The 14,689-nt window shown below is 41.2% G+C and carries 11 protein-coding genes and 3 pseudogenes; all 14 read left to right on the forward strand.

From position 1 onward, the window contains the following. Positions 1-227: pseudogene (gene fusA, locus PAN07_RS17005) on the forward strand (elongation factor G); the annotation flags it as partial. A gap of 113 nt (positions 228-340) precedes the next feature. Then, positions 341-4,735 carry a PolC-type DNA polymerase III gene (locus PAN07_RS17010; RefSeq protein WP_269798425.1) on the forward strand — a complete coding sequence of 1,465 codons (4,395 nt, stop codon included), beginning with the start codon at positions 341-343 and terminating at the stop codon, positions 4,733-4,735. Positions 4,736-4,753: 18 nt separating this feature from the next. Beyond that, positions 4,754-4,906, forward strand: a complete 153-nt coding sequence (locus tag PAN07_RS17015; RefSeq protein WP_269798426.1) for a hypothetical protein — start codon at positions 4,754-4,756, stop codon at positions 4,904-4,906. Between the two features lie 21 nt (positions 4,907-4,927). Beyond that, positions 4,928-6,169, forward strand: coding sequence for an aminopeptidase (locus tag PAN07_RS17020; RefSeq protein WP_269798427.1), 1,242 nt, complete (start codon positions 4,928-4,930; stop codon positions 6,167-6,169). A gap of 9 nt (positions 6,170-6,178) precedes the next feature. Continuing rightward, entirely contained in the window at positions 6,179-6,409 is a 231-nt protein-coding gene (locus PAN07_RS17025) for a GlsB/YeaQ/YmgE family stress response membrane protein (protein WP_006154630.1), read from the forward strand. Between the two features lie 142 nt (positions 6,410-6,551). Beyond that, positions 6,552-7,460 (forward strand): LysR family transcriptional regulator, encoded by a 909-nt coding sequence (locus tag PAN07_RS17030; protein WP_045613425.1) that lies wholly within the window; start codon positions 6,552-6,554, stop codon positions 7,458-7,460. Positions 7,461-7,488: 28 nt separating this feature from the next. Further along, positions 7,489-8,526: a tRNA preQ1(34) S-adenosylmethionine ribosyltransferase-isomerase QueA gene (gene queA, locus PAN07_RS17035; RefSeq protein WP_269798428.1), complete on the forward strand. Its 1,038-nt coding sequence runs from the start codon at positions 7,489-7,491 to the stop codon at positions 8,524-8,526. Positions 8,527-8,713: 187 nt separating this feature from the next. Next, on the forward strand, positions 8,714-9,277 hold the full coding sequence (locus PAN07_RS17040; RefSeq protein ID WP_269798429.1) for an ABC transporter substrate-binding protein: 564 nt from the start codon (positions 8,714-8,716) through the stop codon (positions 9,275-9,277). Between the two features lie 71 nt (positions 9,278-9,348). Next, complete coding sequence (locus PAN07_RS17045; RefSeq protein ID WP_269798432.1) at positions 9,349-9,903, forward strand: hypothetical protein; 555 nt, start codon at positions 9,349-9,351, stop codon at positions 9,901-9,903. 67 nt (positions 9,904-9,970) lie between these two features. Then, positions 9,971-10,860 (forward strand): annotated as a pseudogene (locus PAN07_RS17050) (hypothetical protein). A gap of 68 nt (positions 10,861-10,928) precedes the next feature. Continuing rightward, on the forward strand, positions 10,929-11,591 hold the full coding sequence (locus PAN07_RS17055; protein WP_269798430.1) for a hypothetical protein: 663 nt from the start codon (positions 10,929-10,931) through the stop codon (positions 11,589-11,591). A 21-nt stretch (positions 11,592-11,612) separates the two neighbouring features. Then, positions 11,613-12,296, forward strand: coding sequence for a hypothetical protein (locus tag PAN07_RS17060; protein ID WP_269798431.1), 684 nt, complete (start codon positions 11,613-11,615; stop codon positions 12,294-12,296). A gap of 607 nt (positions 12,297-12,903) precedes the next feature. Further along, complete coding sequence (locus PAN07_RS17065; RefSeq protein ID WP_006150838.1) at positions 12,904-14,193, forward strand: hypothetical protein; 1,290 nt, start codon at positions 12,904-12,906, stop codon at positions 14,191-14,193. 9 nt (positions 14,194-14,202) lie between these two features. Next, positions 14,203-14,689 (forward strand): annotated as a pseudogene (locus tag PAN07_RS17070) (AI-2E family transporter); the annotation flags it as partial.

The following is a 14,689-nucleotide window of genomic DNA, read 5'->3' on the forward strand; positions in this document are numbered from 1 at the left end:
TGGGTCACGTAACTGCTCGTCGTGGACGTGTAGATGGTATGGAAGCACACGGTAACAGCCAAATCGTTCGTGCTTACGTTCCACTTGCTGAAATGTTCGGTTACGCAACAGTTCTTCGTTCTGCATCACAAGGACGTGGTACATTCATGATGGTATTCGACCACTACGAAGATGTACCTAAGTCAGTACAAGAAGAAATCATTAAGAAAAACAAAGGTGAAGAATAATTCACCGTCACTTTAAAAGAAGTCACTTTGTGGCTTCTTTTTCTGTTTGGTAGAAATAGCTAAAATGGCCTCAAATATGGTAAAATAGAAGGAGTATATTGTGAGGAAAATGGATGTCAACCACTTTTGAAATTTTAATGAATCAGTTGGGAATCCCCGCTGAGATAAGAAATCATAAAGCCTTCTCCCAGGCTGAAATTGAACAAGTTCTTGTGCATAAGCGCAGTAAAATCTGGGAGTTTCATTTTGTATTTGAGAATATTCTACCATTTGAGGTTTTTCTGGAATTGAAAAAGGGTCTGAAAGAAGAATTTTCAAAGACTGGAAATCAGGCTAGTTTTGAGATTAAAACTCGAAGCCAAGCTTTTTCAAGAGAGCTTTTACAGGCCTACTATAGGGAGGCTTTTTCAGATGGGCCTTGTTCTAGTCAAGGATTTCGGACAATGTATCAGAATTTTCAAGTCCGATTTGAAGATGATCAATTGATTATTGAAGCCTCTGAAGCAGCAGATACAGAGCATTTCAGAAAAAATCACCTCCCTAATCTTAGCAAACAACTTGAGCTCTTTGGATTTCCTAAGTTTACGTGTCTCTTAGAGAAAAATGAAGATTTGACCAAGGAAGAACAGGACGCTTTTCATTCTGAAAATCAAATGATTGTTCAGGCCGCTAATGAAGAAACTCTTCGGGCTATGGAACAGTTGGAACAGATGGCACCGCCTCCTCCAGTTGAGGATAAACCTGTCTTTGATTTTCAGGCTAAGAAGGCAGCTGCTAAGCCTAAACTTGACAAGGCAGAGATTACTCCAATGATCGAGGTCAATACCGAAGAAAATCGTCTGGTTTTTGAGGGTGTTGTCTTTGATGTTGAGCAAAAGGTAACTAGAACGGGTCGTGTCTTGATTAATTTCAAGATGACTGACTATACATCTAGCTTCTCCATGCAAAAATGGGTCAAAAATAAAGAAGAAGCTCAGAAGTTTGACATCATTAAGAAAAATTCATGGCTCCGTGTTCGTGGAAATGTCGAGGTCAATAATTTCACACGAGATTTGACCATGAATGTTCAGGACGTGCAGGAAGTTGTTCACTATGAACGGAAGGACTTGATGCCAGAAGGTGAGCGTCGCGTTGAGTTTCATGCCCATACCAATATGTCGACTATGGATGCTCTTCCTGAGGTCGAAGAAATCGTTGGCACAGCAGCCAAATGGGGCCACAAAGCAGTGGCAATCACAGACCACGGCAATGTTCAATCCTTCCCTCATGGTTATAAGGCGGCCAAGAAAGCTGGTATCCAGTTGATCTACGGGATGGAAGCCAATATCGTAGAAGACCGTGTTCCTATCGTCTATAACGAAGTGGAGATGGATCTTTCTGAAGCTACCTATGTAGTCTTTGACGTTGAAACGACTGGTCTATCTGCTATCTATAATGATTTGATTCAGGTGGCAGCTTCCAAGATGTATAAGGGCAATATTGTCGCTGAATTTGATGAATTTATCAATCCTGGGCACCCCTTATCAGCCTTTACAACTGAATTGACAGGAATTACGGACGACCATGTAAAAAATGCTAAACCTTTGGTCCAAGTTCTGAAAGAATTCCAAGAATTCTGTAAAGATACCGTTCTTGTAGCCCACAATGCAACCTTTGACGTTGGCTTTATGAACGCCAACTACGAGCGTCATGGACTGCCAAAAATCACACAACCTGTCATTGATACGTTAGAATTCGCTAGAAATCTCTATCCTGAGTATAAACGTCATGGTCTAGGACCTTTGACTAAACGTTTTGGTGTAGCTCTAGAACACCACCACATGGCCAACTACGATGCGGAAGCAACTGGCCGTCTGCTCTTTATCTTTATCAAGGAAGTGGCAGAAAAACATGGTGTGACAGATTTGGCACGATTAAACCTTGATTTAATCAGCCCAGATTCGTATAAAAAAGCTCGAGTCAAGCATGCGACCATCTATGTGAAAAATCAAGTGGGCTTGAAAAATATCTTTAAGCTGGTATCTCTCTCTAATACCCAGTATTTTGAAGGAGTTCCACGGCTTCCACGTACAGTTCTAGATGCCCATCGAGAAGGTTTGATCTTAGGTTCAGCCTGTACGGAAGGAGAAGTCTTTGATGCAGTCGTATCACAGGGTGTAGATGCTGCGGTCGAAGTAGCTAAATACTATGACTTTATCGAAGTGATGCCTCCGGCTATCTATGCACCTCTGATTGCCAAGGAGCAGGTTAAGGATATGGAGGAACTCCACACCATCATCAAGAGCTTGATTGAGGTTGGAGATCGTCTCGGTAAGCCGGTTCTTGCGACAGGAAATGTCCACTATCTCGAACCCGAGGATGAAATTTATCGAGAAATCATCGTCCGCAGTCTAGGTCAGGGGGCTTTGATTAACCGAACGATCGGCCATGGAGAAGCTGCCCAACCAGCTCCGCTACCAAAGGCGCATTTTAGAACAACCAATGAAATGTTGGATGAGTTTGCCTTTCTAGGAGAAGATTTGGCTCGTAAGATTGTCATTGAAAACACCAATGCCTTGGCAGAAATCTTTGAACCTGTGGAAGTTGTAAAGGGTGATTTGTACACACCTTTCATTGACAAAGCCGAAGAAACAGTTGCCGAGTTAACCTACAAAAAAGCCTTCGAAATCTATGGGAACCCACTCCCAGATATCGTTGATTTACGGATTGAAAAGGAATTGACTTCTATCTTGGGGAATGGATTTGCCGTGATTTATCTGGCTTCACAGATGCTAGTGCACCGTTCCAACGAACGAGGATATTTGGTTGGTTCACGTGGGTCTGTCGGTTCTAGTTTCGTTGCGACCATGATTGGAATTACCGAGGTTAATCCTCTCTCTCCTCACTATGTCTGTGGTCAGTGTCAGTATAGTGAGTTTATCACGGATGGTTCCTACGGTTCAGGTTTTGATATGCCAGATAAAGACTGTCCAAACTGTGGCCATAAGCTCAGCAAAAATGGCCAGGATATTCCTTTTGAGACCTTCCTTGGTTTTGATGGGGACAAGGTACCCGATATCGATTTGAACTTCTCAGGTGAAGACCAACCGAGCGCCCACTTGGATGTTCGTGATATCTTTGGGGAAGAATACGCCTTCCGTGCAGGAACGGTAGGTACGGTGGCGGCCAAGACAGCCTATGGATTTGTCAAGGGTTACGAGCGTGACTATGGCAAGTTCTACCGTGAAGCCGAAGTAGAGCGCCTAGCCCAAGGAGCTGCCGGTGTCAAACGGACGACCGGTCAGCACCCAGGAGGAATTGTTGTTATCCCTAACTATATGGATGTCTATGATTTTACACCAGTACAGTACCCTGCAGATGATGTGACCGCTGAATGGCAGACTACTCACTTTAACTTCCACGATATCGATGAGAACGTCCTCAAACTCGATGTCCTTGGTCATGATGATCCGACCATGATTCGAAAACTCCAGGACTTATCAGGCATTGATCCAAATGATATTCCTATGGATGATCCTGGTGTCATGGCCCTCTTCTCAGGTACAGATATCCTAGGAGTGACACCTGAACAAATCGGTACCTCAACTGGTATGCTTGGTATCCCAGAGTTTGGAACTAACTTCGTTCGCGGAATGGTGGATGAAACCCATCCGACGACCTTTGCGGAGTTGCTTCAGCTATCTGGTTTGTCTCACGGGACAGACGTATGGTTGGGAAATGCTCAGGACTTGATTAAGGCAGGGATTGCGGACCTTTCAACCGTTATCGGATGTCGGGATGACATCATGGTTTACCTCATGCACGCTGGTCTAGATCCAAAGATGGCCTTTACCATCATGGAGCGAGTGCGTAAGGGATTGTGGCTTAAAATCTCAGAAGAAGAGCGCAATGGTTATATCGAAGCTATGAAGGCTAACAATGTGCCTGAATGGTATATCGAATCTTGTGGGAAAATCAAGTACATGTTCCCTAAAGCCCATGCGGCAGCCTACGTTATGATGGCCCTTCGCGTGGCCTACTTCAAGGTTCACCATCCGATTTATTACTACTGTGCTTACTTCTCCATTCGTGCCAAGGCCTTTGATATCAATACCATGGGTGCAGGCTTGGATGCTATCAAACGCAAGATGCAAGAAATTGCTGAAAAGCGTAAGAACAATGAAGCTTCTAACGTAGAAATTGACCTCTATACAACTCTTGAGATTGTTAATGAGATGTGGGAACGTGGCTTTAAGTTCGGCAAATTGGACCTCTATCGCAGTGATGCGACTGAATTCATCATCGATGGAGATACCCTCATCCCACCGTTTGTCGCTATGGATGGACTAGGAGAGAACGTTGCCAAGCAACTGGTTCGTGCCCGTCAAGAGGGAGAATTCCTCTCTAAAACTGAACTCCGCAAGCGTGGAGGACTCTCATCAACATTGGTTGAAAAGATGGATGAAATGGGAATTCTCGGCAATATGCCAGAGGATAATCAGTTGAGTTTGTTTGATGATTTGTTTTAAGAACTTGGAGGATATTTCATGAAACTAAGAATTTTTGCGGAAGACAAGCCGGCTGAGAAGGTGTTTGAGTATCAATTAGAAGTTGCTGATCAGACAATTCTTCTATCGACAGCGCTTTTGTCAGGCGCTATTGCTTTAGCAGGATTATTGTCTGCTTTGAAAGAAAAATAAAAATAGAAAAGAGAAAAGAAAATGGTTTTACCAAATTTTAAAGAAAATCTAGAAAAATACGCTAAGTTATTGGTTGCAAACGGAGTGAACGTGCAACCTGGTCATACCTTGGCTCTCTCTATCGATGTGGAGCAACGCGAGTTGGCGCATTTAATTGTTAAAGAAGCTTATGCACTTGGTGCACACGAAGTTATCGTTCAATGGGCAGATGACTTTGTAAACCGTGAGAAATTCCTTCACGCGCCGATGGCGCGTTTGGACAATGTACCAGAATACAAGATTGCTGAGATGAACTACCTTCTTGAAAACAAAGCTAGTCGTCTCGGTGTCCGTTCTTCTGACCCAGGTGCCTTGAACGGAGTGGATGCTGAAAAACTCTCAGCTTCTGCTAAAGCTATGGGAATTGCTATGAAGCCAATGCGTATCGCCACTCAATCTAACAAGGTTAGCTGGACTGTAGCAGCTGCTGCTGGACTAGAGTGGGCTAAGAAAGTCTTTCCAAATGCTGCAAGCGACGAAGAAGCAGTGGACCTCCTTTGGGACCAAATCTTTAAGACTTGCCGTATCTACGAAGAAGATCCAGTTAAGGCTTGGGAAGAACATGCAGCAATCTTGAAGAGCAAGGCACAAATGCTAAACAAAGAGCAATTCTCAGCTCTTCACTACACAGCTCCTGGAACAGACTTGACACTTGGCTTGCCGAAGAACCACGTTTGGGAATCTGCCGGAGCGATCAATGCTCAAGGCGAAGGTTTCTTACCAAACATGCCAACAGAAGAAGTCTTTACTGCCCCTGACCTCCGTCGTGCAGATGGTTATGTCACTTCTACAAAACCTCTTAGCTACAATGGAAATATTATCGAAGGCATCAAAGTGACCTTTGAAAATGGTCAAATCGTTGATATCACAGCTGAAAAGGGTGACCAGGTTATGAAGGACCTCGTCTTTAAGAATGCTGGTGCGCGTGCCTTGGGTGAATGTGCCTTGGTACCAGATCCAAGCCCAATTTCTCAGTCAGGCATTACCTTCTTTAACACCCTTTTCGATGAGAATGCTTCTAACCACTTAGCTATCGGTGCCGCTTATGCAACGAGCGTTGTTGGTGGAGCAGAGATGAGCGAAGAAGAGCTGGAAGCTGCAGGACTTAACCGTTCAGATGTTCACGTTGACTTTATGATTGGTTCTAACCAAATGGATATCGATGGTATCCGTGAGGATGGAACACGCGTACCCCTCTTCCGCAATGGAGATTGGGCAATTTAAGGAGAAACTATGATTGGAAGTATGTTTGTCGGTCTTTTGATCGGACTATTAGCAGGAGCTATCACCAATCGTGGAGAACGGATGGGATGCTTCGGGAAAATGTTCCTGGGTTGGATTGGTGCTTTCCTGGGGCAAATGCTTTTTGGAACTTGGGGGCCTATTTTAGCTGATACGGCTATTATCCCATCAGTTTTAGGAGCCATGATTTTATTAGCCATCTTTTGGAAAAAAGACAGCTAGTTTTAACTTGCTAGAACAGATAAAGAGGTTGGAAATCTTCCAACCTCTTTTTTTATGAGCTGCAAAAAGGCTGATATGCGACTAGTTTGGCTTTCAGTGACTGTTCCTTTTTATATTGCCTCAAGTATGGTACAATAAAAACATGAGAATTCAACAATTACACTATATTATCAAAATCGTAGAGACTGGTTCGATGAATGAGGCTGCCAAGCAACTTTTCATTACACAACCGAGTCTATCAAATGCCGTTCGTGACCTAGAAAATGAGATGGGAATTGAGATTTTCATCCGAAATCCTAAGGGAATTACCCTTACACGTGATGGGATGGAGTTTCTATCCTATGCCCGTCAGGTTGTCGAACAAACCCAACTTCTAGAAGAACGTTATAAGAATCCAATCGCTCATCGCGAGCTTTTTAGTGTGTCTTCGCAACACTATGCTTTTGTGGTCAACGCCTTTGTTTCCTTGCTTAAGAAAAGCGATATGGAAAAGTACGAGCTTTTTTTGCGTGAGACGAGAACCTGGGAAATCATCGACGACGTCAAGAACTTCCGTAGTGAAGTAGGAGTCCTCTTTTTAAATAGCTATAACCGAGACGTCCTTTCAAAGATGTTGGATGACAACCATCTGGTTGCCCATCATCTCTTTACAGCACAACCCCATATTTTTGTCAGCAAGTCCAATCCACTTGCTAAAAGAGACAAGGTGCAGTTATCAGACCTGGAAGACTTCCCATACTTGAGCTATGACCAAGGGACCCATAATTCCTTCTACTTTTCAGAAGAGATTTTGTCTCAGGAACACCACAAGAAATCCATCGTTGTTAGTGACCGTGCGACCTTGTTTAATCTCTTGATAGGTTTGGACGGCTATACCATCGCGACTGGTATCCTTAATAGTAACCTCAATGGAGACAATATCGTCTCGATTCCACTTGATATTGATGATCCCATTGAACTGGTTTATATCCAGCATGAGAAAACTAGCTTATCTAAGATGGGTGAACGCTTCATCGAGTACCTACTTGAAGAAGTTCGCTTTGATAAGTAATTTGAATAAATGAGAAGAGAAAAGAAGAATGACGACATTAAATACAAATGATTTTGATTTTCACTTGCCAGAGGAATTGATTGCCCAGACTCCTTTGGAAAAGCGCGATGCCTCTAAACTCTTGATGGTCAATCGCCAGACTGGAGAATTTCAAGATCGCCACTTTCACTCCATTATTGAAATGCTAGAGCCAGGTGATGCCCTGGTTATGAATGATACCCGCGTTTTGCCAGCTCGACTTCATGGTCAAAAAGAAGAAACAGGGGGCCATGTTGAACTCTTGCTTTTGAAAAATACAGCAGGAGACGAATGGGAAGTCTTGGCAAAACCTGCCAAACGTCTCAAGGTCGGCACCCGAGTTATTTTTGGTGATGGTCGACTTAGCGCAGTCGTGACTGAGGAATTAACCCATGGCGGTCGTATTGTCCGTTTTGAGTATGAAGGAATTTTCCTAGAAGTACTTGAAAGTCTTGGAGAAATGCCTTTGCCTCCTTATATTCACGAAAAATTGGATGACCGTGAACGTTACCAGACAGTCTATGCCAAGGAGAGTGGATCAGCAGCAGCCCCAACTGCAGGTTTGCATTTTACAAAGGAATTACTGGAAGAAATCCAGCAAAAAGGCGTTCACCTAGTCTACCTGACCTTGCACGTTGGGCTTGGGACCTTTAGACCTGTTTCAGTAGATGATTTGGATAAGCACGAGATGCACTCAGAGTTTTATCAATTGTCTGAGGAAGCCGCAGCGACCTTGCGTCAGGTCAAAGAAAATGGTGGCCGTGTCATTGCCGTTGGAACAACCTCTATCCGTACGCTAGAGACTATCGGAAGCAAGTTTGACGGCCAAATCCAGGCCGACTCTGGCTGGACTAATATCTTTATCAAACCGGGCTATGACTGGAAGGTGGTGGATGCTTTTTCTACTAATTTCCATTTGCCGAAGTCTACCTTGGTCATGCTTGTCTCAGCTTTTGCAGGTCGTGAATTGGTCCTCCAAGCCTACCAACATGCTATCGATGAAAAATACCGTTTCTTTAGCTTTGGCGATGCCATGTTTATCTACTAAAAAGTAATTAAATAAAGACTAGAGAAAGAAGGGCTAATTCCTAATAGGATGAGCCTTTTTTCTATGTAGGGTAGCTATTGAATAAAAACGAAATAAATGATACACTGAAAGCAATGAGTTAGCCATCAAAATTATATGTAAAACTAGGCTAGCCACTTTAAACGACCATATTTCAAAGGAGATTTTTATGACTAACACAACATTGCGCTATACAAGTCTATCAGTACTGACCTTGTTAGCTGCTATTACATTAGCTGCTTGTGGTGGAAAGGCTGACAAGAATACTTCAGCTTCAAATCAAAAGGAAACAACAACTCAAGTAACGACGGCTTCAGCAAGTAAAACAGAAGCAGGCAAAAAAGAGGGGCAGAAGTCTGAGGCAAGTAGTGTGTCAGATGCTAAAACGACTCAAGCAGAACAAAAGGAAGATAAGCAAAAGTCACAAGAAGCTTACGCTAAATTTGTGGGAACTTGGGAAAATTATGCAGGAACAACTGCAACAGTTACATCTGATGGAATTGTAACGATCCAAAGTTCAAAAGGAACCTTTAATTATGAGATGGGTCGAGTAGAGGAAAAAAATGGTTATTACTCAGCAGGCATCCAACGCGTTGATGGTGGAGAAGGTGCCCGCCTTATCTACACTCCAGAGGGAGTCCAAAATGAATTGACAGGTACAGATGGTAGCCAAGAAGTCTTGTCTATTGGCCAATCACCAAGTGACAAAGATAGTCATTTTTACCGTAACTAAGAATACCAGTAAGAAGTAAGGGTGTAGAAACGCCTTTGCTTTTTAAACAGTTTTAAAAGGAGTATAAAATGATAATGCCTTTTGTTTTTTTCTTTATCATCTTTATGTTATTCATCTTTGTTATAGCAGGGATTGTTTATTGGGCCATTAGCTACGCCAATACACACAACAAAGAATACCAAGCATTTGCAACTGCGCATGGCTATCAATTTGACCAAGCTCAAGGTAGAGACAACTATAGGGATTACTCAAGCGGAACGATGTCTAGTACGCTTACTATAACTCCTACACAAAGTCCCTATGTAGAAAAATATGCTAATTTTAGCCATTTTCCTTTTGGGTGTGGTCATGAGAGAAAAGTTGTCTATGTCATCTCTGGTAACTACAATGGGAAGCAATTTCGGGCTTTCACTTATCATTTTAGAGGCAATACAATTGAGGGGACAGGAACAGGTGGTGTCTTTAATGTTGTCATGATTGAATGCCCAGATACACCAAAAGGTCAGCTTTCAGAGCAAGTTTTCTACGAAAATGGCTTTCTTTGTGAATATCAACATGGAAATTTAAATGTGGAAACCATTCATGATCGAGTGAACCAACTAGGAAATATTGCTCAAGGTTTATAATTCTTTCATTTTTTTATCTCTCTTTGGGAAAAAATCTATCAATTGTGTCATAAAATTGGAGGAGTAAATGAAGAAAAAATCCCTTTTTCAGGCAAGTTTTGAAGAGAGTCTGAATCTTGAAGATGATGGTTTTAGAAAGTTACAGCAGGAGCAACATGATAAGACTGCGAAATTTTTTAAGAATGGCCATGCTTCCCTTTGGTTTTGTATTCGAAGTTTTATTTTAAGCCTTATTTTTCCTGTCGGCTTTAACTTTATCTTGCTGGCTATCTCTATGGAGTTCCATGAAAGTGATACGTTGACCCTTCCAATAGCTAAGCACGAGTCTTTAACAGTAAATGTTTTTCTGATTTTACTTATTATCTGGTTATCCTTGGTTGTGATTGGAAAATTTATTAAACGAACGTACTTATTACCGTATCGTTATCAGTTTCATGCTTTTACATTTATGATTTGGTTCTTATTGGAAATGGATCTAATATTTTTAGACTTTCTGCTAGCAAATTTGGCCTCTTGGGAAATTATTGGTATAGTTGGTTTCATTGTGATGATTATTTACTGGATGTTTAATATTGAGCTAGCGGGGTTAAGGAAACTCATGTATGGTGAGGTGTTGAAAGAGACATTTCGGAATAAGGTGGCAAAAGTGATTACTCTCTATGGTATGGGATTTTAGGAGTAGCTATTATCATAAAGCATCTTTTGGGATTTTTTGAAATAGATATTTTAAACTCAATAAAAGGCTTTGGTTTTTTGCTGTTATGGATTTTTTGTAACTTTGTATTGTTCGCCATCGTTATTTTTATCGGTTTTCCTTATTTCCTCCATGCCTATTATAAGTGGAAATACCCAGAAGACTACCGTGAGTGGGAGGGCCAGTCTGTCAAAGAATGGTATGGGAAGGCCTACATGAAGAAGCATCCAGAGCTCTTGGAAAAAGATTCTGGAGAAAATTAAAAATCAAGCTAGTTTTAGATGAGGATATCATTTCAGGAAGATCAGTTGGTTAGAGGAGAAAGGAAAGCATGTTTTTTAGGAAAGTGATTTATATAGGAGAGAGCCAAGGTCAGGCCATATATGTCCATGTCAATGAGCCACGAAATCCTCTAGCAGCTCCTAAGAGTAAACTCTTAAATACAGATGCGGCGCGTGGGAATCGAAAACATATCATCTTGTCGATTTGTACTCTTTTAGCGGTTAGTAGCATCCTGCAGTTTTTTCCCGCAACACGCTTTTTTACGGGTGTCTATAGCTATGGAACTCTGATTTGTTTTCTGCTAATTTGGTTGCTGGAAGCCATTTTACTATTGGTGATCGTGGAGCGAGCACTCTACAAAAATGTTGCCTTAGCGCAACCTACCAGCAAGGAAAACTTCAGAAGAGCCGTCAATAGCAATCTCTTTTGGAATAATTTTTCAGATAAGAAGGTTACCCTTGGTAAGAAGCTATTTGCCTGGATTTTCACAGTCTTTATGGCTGTCATGGGCTTGGTGGGTCCGATTTCTGTCCTCTCCATGCTTGTTTTAAAGATGATGGGAACACCAATCGGCAGTGAGCTATTCCCTTTAAGTTTGATGGGGATATTGCCAGCTGTCGCAGCTCTATTGCTGTGGCAAAATAATATGATCCGATGGTTGAAGGCAGTTGAGCGATATAGAAATCATCGCATCAAAAAGGAAATAGAATAAAGAAAATAGAAAGAGGTCAATATGTTTTTTCTTGGACGTCGTCGTGTTTTCATCGGCGAATGTGACGGTCAAGCTGTTTATTATGACCAAAAGACAGGAGAGGCTTTAGCTGCTCCAAAGAGTAGGTTGCTCAATACTGAAAAAGCTGGTGACACGAATTCCTTTATTCCTGACTTGGTAATTCTCTTACTAGCAGGTGGACCCGCAGTTTCGGGCTTCTTTTCCCTCAAGTTTATTGGTGTCTATAACTGGTTTAGTCTAGCTTGCATTTTTCTATTTTGGTTGATGCAGTTTTTCTCGTTGGTTACTTTACTTGAACGAGCACTCTATAAAAATGTTCGCAAAGCACAGCCGACGACAGAGAAAGCCTTTTACTATGCCGCATCACATAATTTGTTTGTGAAAAACCAGTTTGATCCTAGACAACTGTCTGCTTTACCTTTTCGATTTGCCCGCTTTGCAGTAAATATAGTGTCCATCTTTTATTTTTTGTATTTCTTGACTCTTCCTCTAAAATTTGGTCAACCAATTAATGAAGGCTATGGTTTGTGGTTTGCGGGCTTGTTATTCTTTGCAGTATTTCTTTTGTACAACCAAAACAATCCAGTTCGCTTTGTGAAGATTATGAGATTATACAGCCAAGGAAAAGTACGATTTAAGGAAGAAGTGGAACATTGGGAAACTGTCTTTGGTGGTGTATCCTAAATACTTAGATAAACAAAAAAGCCTTAAAATCAAGGCTTTTTCCTGTTGTTTAGATGCCCCCTGCAGGCTCTTTGAAAGAAACTTAGAAAAATCTAAAATGAAATTATTTCAAAATGGGGTAAAAGCAAAATTTCCCTCCCTACTTTCTCAATTATTCCTAATTTTAGTTCCAAAAAGCTTCAATTCATAATCTAATTATAATATGGGTAATGGGTACTATCTTATTACATTCAGATTTTTGTTCTCTTCAAAGAGTTATGTAGGCTTTATGGTTTTAAATAGGTAAAAAGTTGAATTATAGTGAGTATTGTGTCACAATAGGTAATATATAAATAATTAATGGAATGGATATAATTCTTTCCTACCTTTACAAGAAGGATTGGTTGCACCTTTTTTATCTAGCAATTATGGTTAGCTTTCAAGTTTAGCTAGTTTTTAAAAGCTCTGATTTCGACTCAATAAAACAAATTTCAGAAGTGCAAAAGACAAGATGGTGACATTGCTACAGTCAGTCGCCATGTCTTGCTGGCACAGGCTGTTTGTGCCGTCAGCTATTTACCAGTCAATTTGATCAAAGGGCTTAATTATTATTTTTGAAAGGTCTTTTATGGAAAAAATTCTTTCTTTAGGTCTGACAGGTAAGAAATTACTTGTTCAGGGTTTCTTGTTTGTTCTGCTAGGTCTTATCTTGATGGTCACGGGAACTTGGTTGCCAGTGACGGTTATTCGACTGGTTCTGTTTTTAGCTTGGATAGCAACGGTCTTAGATTTAGTATTACGTATTTTCAAAAAAAGTCAGTCAACGGACACCTTGGGAGTTGCACTGGTTAAATTGTTAGTGATGGGATATTTGCTAGGCTCGAATCTTGCTACTGATGTGCCAATTTATATTTTGGCTCTTGTGATTGGAATTTCTCAGATTTTTCATGCTAGTATCAACCTTGTCACCTATGTTCTCTACCGCAAAAACAAAATTCGACCTCGTTTTCGTTTCTTACTAGATGGTCTCGTACTAGTTTTTCTTGGTGGGACTAGTCTTTTGTCCTCTACGGGAAATTCTGTCTTTCAACTCTTTGTTTTAGGGGCTTATTTTTGCCTTTATGGTGTGTCCAATATCCGTGACGGTTTCTTATTTGAAAAGGAAATTGGGAAAAACCATCTCAAACGTCGTGTCAGAATGAGCTTACCTATTGCCCTAGCCGCTCTCATCCCTGCAAGTACTTTAGCAAAAATCAATAAATTCATGCAGGAAAATGCTGATGAGAGAGAGGATATCCATCTTGGAATGGTGAAGTCTGGTAAGACAGCGGAGCTTGAAATTTTTATTCATACAGCTGAGACCTCTCTGTTTTCGGCAATTGGTCATGTGGATATCTGCTATCAAGGCCGTGTTATTTCTTATGGCAACTATGATCCGTCTTCTGAGACCTTATTTGGCATGGTAGGAGATGGTGTCTTATATTTCTGTGATCGTGACAAGTACATTGACCTATGTAAACGGGAGAGTCAAAAAACGCTATTTGGTTACGGAATAGATTTGACACCGGAAATGGAAGAAGCGGTTCAGGAAAAATTAGCTGAATTGAAACAACTGACGATTCCATGGGAGCCAAGCGCAGATAAAATTAAAACGGAAGATGGTAAGGAAGACTACACCTACGCTTATAAAATCAGACATGAGACGGATGGGGAACTTTATAAATTTATCAAATCTAAGTTTAAATCCTACTTTGTCTTGTCCACAAACTGTGTGCTCTTGGCTGATACCATAGTCGGTCAAGCTGGAACAGATATCCTCTCACCAAAAGGATTTATCGCTCCAGGAACTTACCAAGCCTACCTTGATCGAGAGTTTGAAAAACCAAATAGTATAGTCGTATCTAAACATGTTTATTAAGGAGAATTTATGAACTTAGTTAAAAAATATACCCCGTTAATCCTTTTTATAGGGCTGGTTGCTCTTGTAATTCTGAATGCATCGAGCTTTATATCAGGAGCAATCTCTCTCTTTGATGTAACATCAACCTTGATTTATGGTGCTGTTATTGCTTTTGTGCTTAATGTTCCTATGAAAAAAATTGAACAGTACTTAGTTAAATTGAAGGTAAAGGCAGAGTTGCGTCGTCCGATTGCCATGGTACTTGTTTTCCTAGCTCTTATCTTAATCGTGATTGCTCTTTTGGTTTTGGTGCTGCCAACCCTAGCTCAGACTATTAGTCAGCTGGGAACAGTCCTTTCAACAGTCCTTACTCAACTTGGGAAATTTCTAGGCAGCTCGGAATTTGTAACCAAAGACATGTTGTCAACTATCGTATCAGGCATACAGGGACAATCTAGTTCTATTAGCCAAGCTTTGATAGGTTTTTTATCAGGTCTGACTAGTAATATCGGCA

It is taken from the genome of Streptococcus sp. SM5, assembly GCF_027497975.1.